Origin of the sequence: Bradyrhizobium sp. STM 3809, from assembly GCF_000239795.1 — a bacterium.
GTDB lineage: Bacteria > Pseudomonadota > Alphaproteobacteria > Rhizobiales > Xanthobacteraceae > Bradyrhizobium.
Map to the genome: position 1 here is coordinate 22,768 of NZ_CAFJ01000084.1, position 14,112 is coordinate 36,879.

Sequence of the window (14,112 nt, forward strand, 5' to 3'; positions counted from 1 at the left end):
TATCGATTCTGATCAAGGGGACAGAACATGACGTCGTTGCGTTGGACGCGAGTCCGTAGGGGAGGAATGCATGGCAACCATTGACAGCGCGGGCTCGCTCCCGAAAGCGCAAGCGGGCATTTTCGATCGTGAGCACACGGTCGCGAAAGCCGGGTTCAATCGCTGGCTGGTTCCACCGGCGGCCCTGTGCATCCATCTGTGCATCGGCATGGCCTATGGCTTCTCGGTGTTCTGGCTGCCGTTGTCGCGCGCGATCGGCGTGACCCAGACCCAGGCCTGTCCGGACTTGAGCCTTTGGCAGGAGATGTTCACGACGACCTGCGACTGGAAGGTCGCCAGTCTCGGCTTCATGTACACCCTGTTCTTCGTGCTGCTCGGTGCCTCGGCTGCCATCTGGGGCGGCTGGCTGGAGCGGGCGGGCCCGCGCAAGGCCGGCGCCGTGGCGGCCTTCTGCTGGGGCGGCGGCCTGCTGTTTGCGGCTCTCGGCATCTATGTGCACCAGCTCTGGATGATGTGGCTGGGTGCCGGCGTGATCGGCGGCATCGGTCTTGGCCTCGGCTACATCTCGCCGGTGTCGACGTTGGTGAAATGGTTCCCTGACCGGCGCGGCATGGCGACCGGCATGGCCATCATGGGCTTCGGCGGCGGCGCGATGATCGGCGCTCCGTTGGCCAATCTGCTGATGAACTACTTCAAGACCCCGACGTCGGTGGGTGTCTGGGAGACCTTCGTCACCATGGGCCTGCTGTATTTCGTCTTCATGATGATCGGCGCCTTCGCCTATCGCGTCGCCCCGGTCGGCTGGCAGCCCGAGGGCTGGACGCCGCCTGCGGTGAAGAAGGCCATGATCTCCGAGCACCACGTCCATCTCGACAACGCGCACAAGACGCCGCAGTTCTGGCTGATCTGGTTCGTGCTCTGCCTGAACGTGTCGGCCGGCATCGGCGTGATCGGCATGGCTTCGCCAATGCTGCAGGAGATCTTCGCGGGCAAGCTCATCGGCCTGCCGGACGTCAGCTTCAATCAGCTCGACGCCACGCAGAAGGCGACCATCGCGGCAATCGGCGCCGGTTTTGCCGGCCTGCTGTCGCTGTTCAACATCGGTGGTCGGTTCTTCTGGGCTTCGATCTCGGATCACATCGGTCGCAAGGCAACCTACTACTGCTTCTTCCTGATCGGCATCGTGCTCTACGCGCTGGCGCCGACCTTCGCGGCGATGGGGTCGAAGCTGCTCTTCGTGGGCGCCTTCGCGATCATCCTGTCGATGTACGGCGGCGGCTTCGCAACAGTGCCGGCCTATCTGTCCGACATGTTCGGGACGCTGTTCGTCGGCGCCATCCATGGGCGTCTGCTGACGGCATGGTCGACGGCCGGCATCATCGGCCCGTTCATCATATTCTACCTTCGTGAATTCCAGCTGGCCGCCGGCGTGCCGCGTGATCAGCTGTACAACACCACGATGTACATTCTCTGCGCCATGCTGCTCGCCGGCCTGATCTGCAACTTCATGATCAAGCCCGTCGATCAGAAGTGGAACATGAGCCAGGACGAAGTGGCGCGCTACCAGGCCGAGCTTGCCAAGAGCGAGTCGGCGATCCAGCACGGTTCGTTCGGCATCGGCAAGGGTGGCCTCGACCTGAGCGCGGCTCTGTTCTGGGCCTTCGTCGGCGTACCGCTGGCGTGGGGCGTCTGGATGACGTTGCAGAGCGCCGTCAAGATCTTCTGATCCGGGCAACGGATCGAAGCCTGCGGGGCGGCCCATCGGCCGCCCCGTTTTTTTTGTGCCGATGCTTTCCCATGCCTGCCGAGCCGGTGTCGCCTTGCATTCCAACAGTTGGGCGCTCCAGTCTTGGCCCGGCTTTGCGGCACGAGGACCTCGACATGGCCGGGCGAGCAACGTCACAGCCGCCGCGTGGGAAGGGGATCGCGCTCTAGGATCCCGCGAGCTCGTTCAGCGCCATCACCGCGCAATACAGCGCGAAGCAGCCGACCATCTCGTCCCAGTGATTCAGGCCGGCGGTGAACACGCGCTCGCGCCGCAGCGCGGCGAGCACGGCGCAGAGAATGACCATCAGCCACAGCAGCGCGGCGAGGCTGCGTCCGAAGCCGATGCTGCCGAAGCTCGCGAACACGGCCAGGATCGCGATCCGCAGGCCGAAGCGCAGCAGGACGCGGGCCGCGGACAGTTCCACGGCTTTGTCGGCCGAGAGGATCATCGCCGCAACTCTCGCCGTTTCAGAAATTGTCGCAGCAGAGCAGGGTGCCGAGATCGGGGTCGGCGGCGTGGCGTCCCGAGCCGGGGGCTGGCTTCGGCTCGAGACCCTGCGCCTCGACCGCCGCGTGGAGGATCGCCAGCGACAGATCGCTGTGCGTCGCCTCTGCGCAAAGGTCGAGCCAATCGGGCATCTCGCGCTGCTGCGACAGCGCGCAATGCCATTCGCCGTCATCATAAGCGAGGCGGCGCAGCGACCAGCGCGGCAGCCGCAGCGCGATCAGTTCCAGCGCCGCGTCGATGCGGGCCTCGGCGCGCAGCAACTGGTCGATGCGCACCCGGCGTCGCCCGCGCGCCGACAGCGGCGAGACGCCTTCGTCCTCGCCGAGCAGGTCGGTGAGCAGCCCGGCGGCTTCCTGCGCGGCCTGCGTGACATCCTGGGTCATGGTGAGCGGCATGATGGTGTTCCGTCGTCAGTGAGCGGCGGCCCGACCGGGGCTCGCATGCCGCAATCTGGCGCCGGCATCCGTAGGAATGCGAGAGGGTGGGGGAGAAGAAGAAATAAAGGCCGTATAAACGCGCAGCCCACCACGGCCTCCCCATACGGCACGGCCGCGGCGCGCGGGTCGTTCGGGTCGCGGAATCCGCGGGTCTTTATGGGTTTCCTATAAGTTCGCCGGGAGCGCTGTCTCGAAAACCTATGCGGTCCGGCCTCATCTGTGAGCGTGGAACGGCGAGCGGCCGCGCCGGTGCACGGGGCGCCGCTCCGGCGCGCTGCGCGCACCCCGCGCGCATAAGGAGCACATCATGCTGGACCTTCTGATGCTGGCGCTGGGCGCCGGCCTCTTCGCTTTGGCGATCGGCTACACCTATGCCTGCGAGCGGCTGTAGGAGACGCGCCATGATCGTCGACTATTCGCTCGCGGGCGCCGTATCGCTCGGCCTTCTGATCTACCTCACCTACGCACTGTTGCGGCCCGAGCGGTTCTGAACCGGCTCTCGCATCCCCAAGGACATCTCCCATGACTGTGATCGGCTGGATCCAGATCCTGCTCTTCTGCGCCGTCATCGTCGCGCTGACCAAGCCGCTCGGCTGGTACATGACGCGGGTTTTCAACGGCGAGCGCACCTTCCTCTCGCCCGTGCTGCGGCCGCTCGAATCCGCGATCTACCGGATCGGCGGCGTCGACGAGCGCCGCGAGCAGCATTGGCTGACCTACACCGTCGCCATGCTGCTGTTCCATGTCGGCGGCTTCCTGATCATCTACGGCGTCATGCGGCTGCAGGCAGTGCTGCCGTTCAACCCGGCCGGCCAGTCGGCCGTGGCTGAGGATCTGTCGTTCAACACCGCGATCAGCTTCCTCACCAACACCAATTGGCAGAACTACGGCGGCGAGAGCACAATCTCCTATCTCGTGCAGATGCTCGGGCTGACGCACCAGAACTTCCTGTCGGCCGCCACCGGCATCGTGCTGGCCATCGCACTCATTCGCGGCTTCTCCCGCGCCTCGGCGCGGACGGTCGGCAATTTCTGGGTGGATGTGACGCGCTGCACGCTCTATGTGCTGCTGCCGCTGTGCATCGTCTACACGCTCTTCCTCGTCTGGCAGGGCATTCCGCAGACGCTCGGGCCCTATGTCGAGGCAACGACGCTGGAGGGCGCCAAGCAGACCATCGCGGTCGGCCCGGTGGCGTCGCAGGTCGCGATCAAGATGCTCGGTACCAATGGCGGCGGCTTCTTCAATGCCAATGCCGCGCATCCGTTCGAGAACCCGACCGCGCTGTCGAACCTCGTGCAGATGATCTCGATCTTCGCGCTCGGGGCCGCGCTCACCAACGTGTTCGGCCGCATGGTCGGCAACCAGCGCCAGGGCTGGACGATCCTCGCCGTGATGGGCGTGCTGTTCATATCAGGCGTCGCCGTCACCTATTGGGCGGAGGCCAGCGGCAGCACTGTGCTGAACGCGCTCGGACTGACCGGCGGCAACATGGAAGGCAAGGAGGTCCGCTTCGGCATCGTCGCGTCCGCGCTGTTCGCCGTGATCACCACGGCGGCGTCCTGCGGTGCGGTCAACGCGATGCATGACAGCTTCACCGCGCTCGGCGGCATGATCCCGCTGATCAACATGCAGCTCGGCGAGATCATCGTCGGCGGCGTCGGCGCCGGCCTCTATGGCATGCTGCTGTTCGTCGTGCTCGCGATCTTCGTCGCCGGCCTGATGGTCGGGCGCACGCCGGAATATGTCGGCAAGAAGATCGAGGCCCGCGAGGTCAAGATGGCGATGCTGGCGATCCTGGTGCTGCCGCTGATGTATCTCGGCTGGACCGCGGTCGCCGTGGTGCTGCCGTCGGCCGTGGCGTCGATGGCCAACGCCGGCCCTCATGGTTTTACAGAGGTGCTCTACGCCTTCACCTCGGCGACCGCCAACAACGGCTCGGCCTTCGGCGGCCTGACCGGCAACACCTTCTTCTACAACCTGACGCTCGCAAGCTCGATGTTCGTCGGCCGCTTCTTCATGATCATCCCGGCGATGGCGATCGCAGGCTCGCTGGCCGAGAAGAAGTCGATCCCGCCGTCCGCCGGCACCTTGCCCACCACAGGCGGCCTGTTCGTCGGCCTGGTCGTCGGCGTGATCCTGATCATCGGCGGCCTCACCTTCTTCCCCGCTCTCGCCCTCGGTCCCATCGTCGAGCATCTCGCGATGACCGCCGGCACCGTGTTCTGATCTCGGAGCAACCTCCATGGATACAATCAAACTGCAGACGCGCTCGTCGATGTCGACGATGCTCGATGCCAAGATCGTGCTGCCGGCCATCAAGGCCGCCTTTGTCAAGCTCGATCCGCGGCTGATGATCAAGAACCCCGTGATGTTCGTGGTCGAGGTCGTCGCCGCGCTCACCACGGTGATCTTCCTGCGCGACGTCGTCACCGGCGGGGCCAATCTCGGCTTCACCTTCCAGATCATCCTCTGGCTGTGGTTCACCGTGCTGTTCGCCAACTTCGCCGAAGCCGTCGCCGAAGGGCGCGGCAAGGCGCAGGCGGATTCGCTGCGCAAGACCCGCACCGAGAGCCAGGCCAAGCTGCTGACCGGCTCGGATCCGACCGATCACAGCTACAAGCTCGTGGCCGGCACGACGCTCAAGGTCGGCGACATCGTGCTGGTCGAGGCGGGCGACACCATTCCCTCGGACGGCGAGGTGATCGAAGGCGTTGCCTCGGTCAACGAGGCTGCCATCACCGGCGAGTCTGCGCCCGTCATCCGCGAATCCGGCGGCGACCGTTCGGCCGTGACCGGCGGCACGCAGGTGCTGTCGGACTGGATCCGCGTACGTATCACCGCGGCGCAGGGCTCGACCTTCATCGACCGCATGATCAAGCTGGTCGAGGGCGCCGAGCGGCAGAAGACGCCGAACGAGATCGCGCTCAACATCCTGCTCGCCGGCCTCACCATCATCTTCGTGTTCGCGACGGTGACGATCCCGAGCTACGCGGCCTATGCCGGCGGCTCGATCTCGGTGGTGGTGCTGGTGGCGCTGTTCGTGACGCTGATCCCGACCACGATCGGCGCGCTTTTGTCGGCCATCGGCATCGCCGGCATGGACCGCCTGGTGCGCTTCAACGTGCTGGCGATGTCCGGCCGCGCGGTCGAGGCCGCCGGCGACGTCGACACGCTCCTGCTCGACAAGACTGGCACCATCACGCTCGGCAACCGCCAGGCCACCGCGTTCCGCCCCGTGCGCGGCGTCTCCGAGCAGGAGCTGGCCGACGCCGCGCAACTCGCCTCGCTCGCCGACGAGACGCCGGAGGGCCGCTCGATCGTCGTGCTCGCCAAGGAGAAGTACGGCATCCGCGGTCGCGACATGGCCGAGCTCGGCGCCACCTTCGTGCCGTTCACGGCGCAGACCCGCATGAGCGGCGTCGATGCCGGCGCCTCCTCGGTGCGCAAGGGCGCGGTCGATGCGATCCTCAACTATGTCGGCGGTGGCGCCGTCACGCAGGTCGCCTCCGGCAACACGATGCGCGCAATTCCGCAGGCCGAGAGCGAGCTCGCTCGCGAGATCCGCGCGATCTCGGACGAGATCGCCAAGGCCGGCGGCACGCCGCTGGCGGTGGCCAGGGACGGCCGGCTGCTCGGCGTCATCCAGCTCAAGGACATCGTCAAGGGCGGCATCCGCGAGCGCTTCGCCGAGCTCCGCCGCATGGGCATCCGCACCGTCATGATCACCGGCGACAATCCGATGACCGCGGCGGCGATCGCGGCCGAAGCGGGCGTCGACGACTTCCTCGCCCAGGCGACGCCGGAGGACAAGCTCAGGCTGATCCGCGACGAGCAGGCCAAGGGCAAGCTGGTGGCGATGTGCGGCGACGGCACCAACGACGCGCCGGCGCTGGCGCAGGCCGATGTCGGCGTCGCCATGAACACCGGCACGCAGGCGGCGCGGGAGGCCGGCAACATGGTCGATCTCGACTCCAACCCGACCAAGCTGATCGAGGTGGTCGAGATCGGCAAGCAGCTGTTGATGACGCGCGGCGCGCTGACGACGTTCTCGATCGCCAACGACGTCGCCAAGTACTTCGCCATCATCCCGGCGATGTTCCTGGCGTTCTACCCGCAGCTCGACGTGCTGAACGTGATGCACCTCGCCAGCCCTCAAAGCGCGATCCTGTCGGCGATCATCTTCAACGCGCTCATCATCATCGCGTTGATCCCGCTGGCGCTGAAGGGCGTCGCCTACCGCGCCATCGGCGCCGGCGCGCTGCTCGGCCGCAACCTGCTGATCTACGGCCTGGGCGGCATCATCATCCCCTTCATCGGCATCAAGGCGATCGACCTGCTCGTGACCGCCTTGCATCTGGCTTGACCATCAACCGCCGTCATTGCGAGGAGCGAAGCGACGAAGCAATCCAGAGTCCCGACCGAGCCCCTGGATTGCTTCGCTTCGCTCGCAATGACGGAAGAGACATAGGAGACATCAATGCTCAAAGAAATCCGTCCCGCCATCCTCGTCCTGCTCGCCCTCACGCTCATCACCGGCCTGATTTATCCGCTCGCCATGACCGTCGTCGCCGGCACCATCTTCCCGGCGCAGGCCGAAGGCAGCCTCATCACGCGTAACGGCCAGGTGATCGGCTCGGCGCTGATCGGCCAGGAATTCAAGGACGACAGATATTTCCACGGCCGCCCGTCGGCGACCTCGGCTGCCGATCCGAACGATTCCACCAAGACGGTGCCGGCGCCCTACAACGCCGCCAACTCCTCGGGCTCCAATCTCGGCCCGACCAGCAAGGCGCTGGCCGACCGGGTCAAGGAGGACGTCGACAAGCTCAAGGCGGAGAACCCCGCCCAGGCCGTGCCGGTCGATCTGGTGACGACCTCGGCGAGCGGCCTCGATCCGGACATCTCGCCGGAGGCGGCGTTGTTCCAGGTGCCGCGCGTCGCCAAGGCACGCGGTATTTCCGAGGATCGCGTGCGGGCACTGGTCGCGACGGCCACGAACGGGCGGCTGATCGGCCTGCTCGGCGAACCCCGTGTTAACGTGCTCGCACTCAATCTGGCGCTCGATGCCGCAACAGCCCGATAGACCCCGATCCGTGCCGACTTTGGCGCCCGGCCGTCCGCGTCTATAATGCCGCATGGCCAGCCAACGCCGCGATCCTGACCAGCGTCCCTCGCCGGAAGCCCTGCTCGAAGCGGCCCGGCGGGAGGACAGTCCTGCCGGCAAGCTCAAGATCTTCGTCGGCGCCGCGCCGGGCGTCGGCAAGACCTATGAGATGCTGTCGAGCGCGCATGCCCGCATGAAGGCCGGCGTCGATGTCGTGATCGGCTTCGTCGAGACCCATGGCCGGGCCGAGACCGAGGCGCTGGTGCGCGGGCTCGAGGTGATCCCGCGCAAGCGTATCACCTATAAGGACCAGGTCATCGAGGAGATGGACCTCGATGCCGTGATCGCGCGCCGCCCGAAGCTCGCGATCGTCGACGAGCTCGCGCATACCAACGTCGCCGGCAGCCGTCATCCCAAGCGCTATCTCGATGTCGAGGAGCTGCTGTCGCACGGCATCGACGTCTATACGGCGGTCAACGTCCAGCACATCGAGAGCCTCAACGACGTCGTCGCGCAGATCACCCATGTCCGGGTACGCGAGACCGTGCCGGACTCCATTTTCGATCGCGCCGATGCCATCGAGCTGATCGATCTCACGCCCGACGACCTGATCCAGCGGCTCAAGGAGGGCAAGGTCTATGTGCCCAAGCAGGCCGAGCGGGCGCTGGAGCATTACTTCTCGCCCGGTAATCTGACGGCGCTGCGCGAGCTCGCGCTGCGGCGGACCGCCGAGCGCGTCGACGAGCAGTTGCTCACTCACATGCAGGCCAACGCCATCGCCGGCCCTTGGGCGGCCGGCGAGCGCATTCTCGTCTGCGTCTCCGAGGATCCGCGCGCCGCCGGCCTCGTGCGCTACACCAAGCGCCTCGCCGACCGCGTCCACGCGCCATGGACCGCGGTGACGATCGAGACGCGCCGCAACCTGCAGCTCTCGGACAGAGAGCGCGACCGCCTCGCCGACACGCTGCGGCTGGCCGAGTCGCTCGGCGGCGAGGCGCTGACGATTCCCGGCGGCGGCCGCCGCATCGCCGACGATCTCATCGGCTTCGCGCAGGCCAATAACGTCACCCAGATCATCATCGGCAAGTCGCAGCGCTCGCGCCTGTTCGAGATCGTCAGGGGCTCGGTGGTGCACGACCTCGTGCGACGCGCCGGCAATATCAGCATCCACGTCATTCCCGGCGAGGAGACGCCGGGCGAGACCGGCACGCCGGTCCAGACGCGCGCCCGCAGCGAGCCGCTGCAGGCCAAGCCCTACGTGATGGCGCTGCTCATCACGGCCATCGGCCTCGGTCTCGCCGAGCTGATCCAGCCGTTCTTCGGCATCGAGAACGTCGATCTGGTGTTCCTGACCGCGGTCGTCGGCGTCGCCGCGCGCTACGGCCTGTGGCCGTCGCTGCTGGCGAGCCTCATGGCCTCGCTGTGCTACAATTTCTTCTTCCTGCCGCCGATCTACACCTTCACGATCACCGATCCGACCAACGTCGCTGCGTTCTTCTTCTTCATGCTGATCGCACTGCTGGTCTCCAACGTCGCCTCCCGCGTGCGCGTGCAGGCCGACACCGCGACCCAGCGCGTCCGCACCACGGAGCAGCTCTACGCCTTCAGCCGCAAGCTCGCGGGCACCGCCACGCTCGACGACGTGCTGTGGGCGACGGCCTACCAGGCCGCGCTGATGCTGAAGGTGCGCGTCGTGCTGCTGCTGCCGCAGGATGGTAAGCTCGTCGTGATGGCCGGCTATCCGCCGGAGGACCAGCTCGACGACGCCGATCTCGCTGCGGCGAGCTGGGCCTTCGCTAACGACCGCGCCGCAGGCCGCGGCTCCGATACCTTGCCGGGCGCCAAGCGGCTGTTCCTGCCGATGCGCACCGGCCGCGGGCTGATCGGTGTCATCGGCATCGACGACGACCGCACCGGGCCGCTCTTGACGCCCGACCAGCGCCGGCTGCTCGACGCGCTGGTCGACCAGGGGGCGCTCGCCATCGAGCGCGTGCTGCTGGTCGAGGACATGGACAAGGTCAAGCGCACCATGGAGCAGGACCGGCTGCGCTCGGCGCTGCTGACCTCGATCTCGCACGATCTCAAGACACCGCTGGCGTCGGTGCTCGGCGCGGCCTCGACGATGCGCGACCTCGCGACACGGCTGTCGGACAAGGAGAAGCTCGACCTGCTCGCCACCGTGATCGACGAGTCCGAGCGGCTCAACCGCTTCATCGCCAATCTGCTCGACATGACCAAGCTCGAGTCCGGCGCCATCGTGCCGAACGCCGCGCTGCACGACATCGGCGAGATCGTCGGCAGCGCGCTGCGGCGCGCGAGCAAGATTCTCGCCGGCCACCACGTCTCGCTCGAGCTCGCCTCCGACCTGCCGATGGTCGAGGTCGATGCCGTGCTGTTCGAGCAGGTGCTGTTCAACCTGCTCGACAATGCCGCCAAATACGCGCCGGCCGACACCGCGATCGCGATCCGCGCGGCGCGCGAGGGCAACTGGGTGGTGCTCGACGTCCGCGACGAGGGCGAGGGCATTCCGGCCGCGGAGGTCGAGCACGTGTTCGACAAGTTCTATCGGGTGCAGAAGGGCGACCAGGTGCGGCCCGGCACCGGGCTTGGGCTGGCGATCTCGCGCGGCTTCATCGAGGCGATGCGCGGCCGCATCTTCGCCGGCAACCGTACCGACCGGCGCGGCGCCGTCCTCACCATCCGCCTGCCGGTGCCGGCGCAGGCCACAGCCATGGATACGGCCGCATGACCGGCGCCCCCATCAAGGTCCTCGCCATCGACGACGAGCCGCCGATCCGCAAGCTGCTGCGGATGGGGCTCGCGACCCAGGGCTACGAGATCCTGGAAGCGCCGAGCGGCAAGGTCGCGCTCGAGAAGCTCGCGGAAGATCCGGCGCTGATCATCCTCGATCTCGGCCTGCCTGACATCGACGGCCACGAGCTCCTGCGCAGCATCCGCGCGCGCAACGAGAGCATTCCGATCGTGGTGCTGTCGAGCCGCGGCGATGAGGCGGGCAAGGTCAAGGCGCTCGACCTCGGCGCCGACGACTACATCACGAAGCCGTTCGGCATGGACGAGCTGCTGGCGCGGCTGCGCGCCGCACTGCGCCATCAATTGCAGGTGCAGGGCGAGCGCCCGGTGTTTCGCACCGGCGAGCTCTCCGTCGATCTCGTCCGCCGCATCGTCAAGGTCGGCGAGCGCGAGATCAAGCTGTCGCCCAAGGAATATGATCTGCTGCGCGTCCTGGTGCAGCACGCCGGCAAGGTGCTGACGCATCGCTTCCTGCTCAAGGAGCTGTGGGACGAATTGACCGACGCGCAATATCTCCGCGTCTATGTGCGCCAGCTGCGCCAGAAGATCGAGACCGATCCGGAGCGCCCGCAATTCGTGCTCACGGAAACCGGCATCGGCTATCGCCTGCGTGCGCCGGATTAGCAGCGGCACGCCGGACCCGTTCGCAGCCGTTCCGGTCAGCGCAGCGCCGCCGTCCGCCGCGTCGCGGCTTGCGCCCGCAGCGGCGCCGGCGCGCGTGCCACTCTGATGATCGATGGTCCCCGGGCAAGCCTTCCGGGTCCGGCCTCGATCATCTGCGCCACAGCGCCGTCGTCGTCGGAGTCGTTTCGGGGCGGGCTGTAGCGGCTCGGGCAGTTCGGCAGGCGCTTCGGCAGGCGGTAGGCGATCTGGTCGCCATCCAGGTAGGTGGACTTGACCATTTGTCCCGCCAGCCCGGACATGGTGTGCAGGGCGACGGGGCCGCCCGATACATAGTAGTCGTAGGCGACGTAGCGGACGCACGACGTGCCCTGTTTTGGCGGCTGCTGGTAGAACTTGCGAAGCGCCTGCAGGACCTCGCGGCTCTGGTAGACGCGATCGATCTCGAGGCCGGCCACATTCTGCGCGTACACGGACTTGTCGACGTAGGATGCGCCGGTGACCGGCGAGGGATCGAACGCAAAGACCTTGGCAATGCGCGGGCGCGAGGGATTGTTGGCGAGCGCGGCAAATTGCGCCAGACCGCCGCCGAGCGAGTGCCCGACCGACACGATCCGCGGAGTCCGCTGCGCCCGCTTGTAACAGTCGAGCGTCGTGATCTTCTTGATGATCGCGTCGATGTTCCGCCGCAACTGCCTGTAGTGATCATCGGCGAGGTAGCCGGTCACCGGATCGAGGTTGGCGACCCAGTCGGAGATCGACAGCGTCGTGCCGCGAAAGGCGATGCTGACCTCGCTGCATGCCGCGCCTTCCTTGTAGGGATAGCGTGTCCGCGCCCAGACCTGGAACGATGGGCCGTTGCCGATGGCGAACGTCCACCGGTCGCGACTGATCGCATTGAGACAGTCGGGATCGTCGTCGAAGCACGACAGATAGCCTTCATGTCCGAATTGGTAGCGCCAGGGTCGAAGGTACTTGGCGGCTTGGGCCTTCACCTCATCGGTGTCGCCGACGTCTCTCAAGGCGACCGCGACATCGGCGCCATCGGGCAGATTCCGCACCGCATTCAGGACGCCGGTGCTTTGATAGGCCGCTGCCGCCTGCAGCGCATAGGGCGCGTAATAGCGGGCGAGTGGAGCCGCGAAGGTGGCGGACACGTAGTTGGCTGAATCGCCGTCGACTTGTGCGGCCGCGGGGGCCGTCGTCGCAGCCAGCAGGAGTGCCGCGACGGCCATGCAGCCCCGGCGCAAAGCAAGGAAATTTCGCACGGAAAAACCCCCAGCTTCAGAACATCGCTAACCCAAATCGATGTGCAGACGTGGCAAGTATCGGACACGAAGCATGCAACTCAAAAGTGTAGTATGGCTCGGGCCGAAGCGCAACGCCATTCAAGCTGTTCGCGAGACGCCGCCCGACCTGCCTCTGAGACGGCCCATCAGGATCGTCGCAATCGCATAGATCGCGAACAGCGCGGCTGCGAGGACGATCCACAGCGGCTGCAGTTCGAGATCCCAGAGCCTGACGGCCGCGTGGGCCTCCTGGACCTCGCTGCCGTAGATCTTGCAGGTGCCGGTCCCGGGGGTGCAGGCCTCCGGTTCAGCCAGTCCCAGCAGCGCCAGTCCGGGGCCGAGGAACGGGAGGAAAGCGAAGATCAGCGTGATCGCGAAGCCGAGCACGAGCCTGCTCGAACGGCGCCGCCATCCCAGGCTGATGATGACCAGACAGCCCGTCAGCCAAAGGCCAAGTCCGGCGAAGAACGCGATCAGCCAGCGGAGCGACGTCGTCGTATGGGTCACGATCAGGCCTGCGCTCAGCTTGAACGCCCAGTTGATGGTGTCGCTGATCCAAGGTGAGTTGAGGCACAAGGTCTGCTGTCCGGGACTGCAGCCCATGATCTTCGCAAAGCCGGCGACGATCCAGATGGCCAGTTCGGGCAGAAACGGAATGACGACCAGCAGGAGAAGGCCGAGCTGGGTCCAGCGTGTTCTCGTACGAGACGTGGCAGTCATGATGATGACCCCGAGTCGCGATCTTATGGTCCGGCGGACGACCGTCGGACGAGGAGCTGTACCTTGTTTATTCGCTGAGAACCAGATGTTCTGAGAAGGTCGGCCGGGGACCACGGAGGCTCCGTCCGGATGGAACGATCGAAACGAGCCAAGATTATCTGGTCGCCAAACAGGAGAATGACCATGGCTCGCAAGTACTCCAAGGGCGCATCCAAAGACGTCGAGCGCGCGATGAAGAAACGCGAGGCCGGGACGCTGAAGAGCGGCGGCTCGGGGCGCAAGGTCAAGAGCCGCAAGCAGGCGATCGCGATCGGCCTGTCCGAGGCCCGTCGCGAAGGCAAGAAGGTGCCGGCCAAGAAGAGCGCGAAATCGTCGGCGAAGAAGACGGCCAAGAAGTCGTCGAGCAAGAAGAGCACGAAGAAAACGACTGGGAAGACGACGAAGAAGAAGTCGTCGAAGAGGAGCTGATAGGCGCTCATCCACACCGTGAGGCGTAGTCGCCACCCACCCTCCGCTGTCGTCCCGGCGCACGCTGGGACCCATAAACCCCAGCGAGATGTGATGGAGCGGGATGTCCGGCCAGTCTTGTCTCACGACGGCCGCCGCGGAGTATGGGTCCCGGCGTGCGCCGGGACGACGGCGGTGGGTGTGGGAGCTGATCGCGTCACATCCGGCATTGGGTCGCCCGGATGCGAGCGTAGCCCGGATGAGCGCAGCGACATCCGGGTTCACGCATGCACCTCGTGAGGCCCCGGATATCGCTGCGCTCATCCGGGCTANCAGACGACCGCCTCACTCACCGCTGTCGTCCCGGCCAACGAGCCGGGACCCATAACCACCGGCCGCTGTGCGGCA

12 protein-coding genes are annotated in these 14,112 nt (G+C 66.3%); 8 read left to right on the forward strand and 4 right to left on the reverse strand.

Features of this window, described 5'->3' with window-relative positions:
- Window positions 1–70: 70 nt before the first annotated feature.
- Window positions 71–1,726 (forward strand): OFA family MFS transporter, encoded by a 1,656-nt coding sequence (locus tag BRAS3809_RS04320; RefSeq protein WP_008960884.1) that lies wholly within the window; start codon window positions 71–73, stop codon window positions 1,724–1,726.
- Window positions 1,727–1,931: 205 nt separating this feature from the next.
- On the opposite strand, the gene BRAS3809_RS04325 is transcribed toward BRAS3809_RS04320, so the two are convergent.
- Together BRAS3809_RS04325 and BRAS3809_RS04330 are read right to left on the reverse strand one after the other, a co-directional pair.
- Window positions 1,932–2,216: a hypothetical protein gene (locus BRAS3809_RS04325; RefSeq protein WP_008960885.1), complete on the reverse strand. Its 285-nt coding sequence runs from the start codon at window positions 2,214–2,216 to the stop codon at window positions 1,932–1,934.
- A gap of 19 nt (window positions 2,217–2,235) precedes the next feature.
- A complete protein-coding gene (locus BRAS3809_RS04330; protein ID WP_008960886.1) occupies window positions 2,236–2,670 on the reverse strand; it encodes a hypothetical protein in 435 nt (144 codons plus the stop codon).
- Window positions 2,671–3,113: 443 nt separating this feature from the next.
- On the opposite strand from BRAS3809_RS04330, the gene BRAS3809_RS04335 reads away from it, so the two are divergent.
- The 6 genes from BRAS3809_RS04335 (at window position 3,114) to BRAS3809_RS04360 (ending at window position 11,251) form a co-directional block, all read left to right on the forward strand.
- On the forward strand, window positions 3,114–3,203 hold the full coding sequence (locus tag BRAS3809_RS04335) for a K(+)-transporting ATPase subunit F (RefSeq protein WP_006614032.1): 90 nt from the start codon (window positions 3,114–3,116) through the stop codon (window positions 3,201–3,203).
- A 31-nt stretch (window positions 3,204–3,234) separates the two neighbouring features.
- Entirely contained in the window at window positions 3,235–4,938 is a 1,704-nt protein-coding gene (kdpA, locus tag BRAS3809_RS04340) for a potassium-transporting ATPase subunit KdpA (RefSeq protein WP_008960888.1), read from the forward strand.
- A 16-nt stretch (window positions 4,939–4,954) separates the two neighbouring features.
- On the forward strand, window positions 4,955–7,075 hold the full coding sequence (gene kdpB, locus BRAS3809_RS04345) for a potassium-transporting ATPase subunit KdpB (RefSeq protein ID WP_008960889.1): 2,121 nt from the start codon (window positions 4,955–4,957) through the stop codon (window positions 7,073–7,075).
- Between the two features lie 114 nt (window positions 7,076–7,189).
- Window positions 7,190–7,795, forward strand: coding sequence for a K(+)-transporting ATPase subunit C (locus tag BRAS3809_RS04350; protein WP_008960890.1), 606 nt, complete (start codon window positions 7,190–7,192; stop codon window positions 7,793–7,795).
- Window positions 7,796–7,847: 52 nt separating this feature from the next.
- The gene (locus BRAS3809_RS04355) at window positions 7,848–10,565 is read left to right on the forward strand and encodes a DUF4118 domain-containing protein (protein ID WP_008960891.1); all 2,718 of its coding nucleotides are present in this window, start codon (window positions 7,848–7,850) and stop codon (window positions 10,563–10,565) included.
- Window positions 10,562–11,251, forward strand: a complete 690-nt coding sequence (locus BRAS3809_RS04360) for a response regulator (RefSeq protein WP_008960892.1) — start codon at window positions 10,562–10,564, stop codon at window positions 11,249–11,251. Before BRAS3809_RS04355 ends, BRAS3809_RS04360 begins: the two co-directional genes overlap by 4 nt.
- Window positions 11,252–11,286: 35 nt before the next feature.
- Here BRAS3809_RS04360 and BRAS3809_RS34300 read toward each other — a convergent pair whose 3' ends face one another.
- Together BRAS3809_RS34300 and BRAS3809_RS04370 are read right to left on the reverse strand one after the other, a co-directional pair.
- The gene (locus tag BRAS3809_RS34300; RefSeq protein WP_008960893.1) at window positions 11,287–12,483 is read right to left on the reverse strand and encodes a lipase family protein; all 1,197 of its coding nucleotides are present in this window, start codon (window positions 12,481–12,483) and stop codon (window positions 11,287–11,289) included.
- 153 nt (window positions 12,484–12,636) lie between these two features.
- Entirely contained in the window at window positions 12,637–13,257 is a 621-nt protein-coding gene (locus BRAS3809_RS04370) for a hypothetical protein (protein WP_008960894.1), read from the reverse strand.
- Window positions 13,258–13,440: 183 nt separating this feature from the next.
- Here BRAS3809_RS04370 and BRAS3809_RS04375 point away from each other — a divergent pair, with 183 nt between their 5' ends.
- Window positions 13,441–13,725 (forward strand): DUF6496 domain-containing protein, encoded by a 285-nt coding sequence (locus BRAS3809_RS04375; RefSeq protein ID WP_008960895.1) that lies wholly within the window; start codon window positions 13,441–13,443, stop codon window positions 13,723–13,725.
- Window positions 13,726–14,112: the final 387 nt, after the last annotated feature.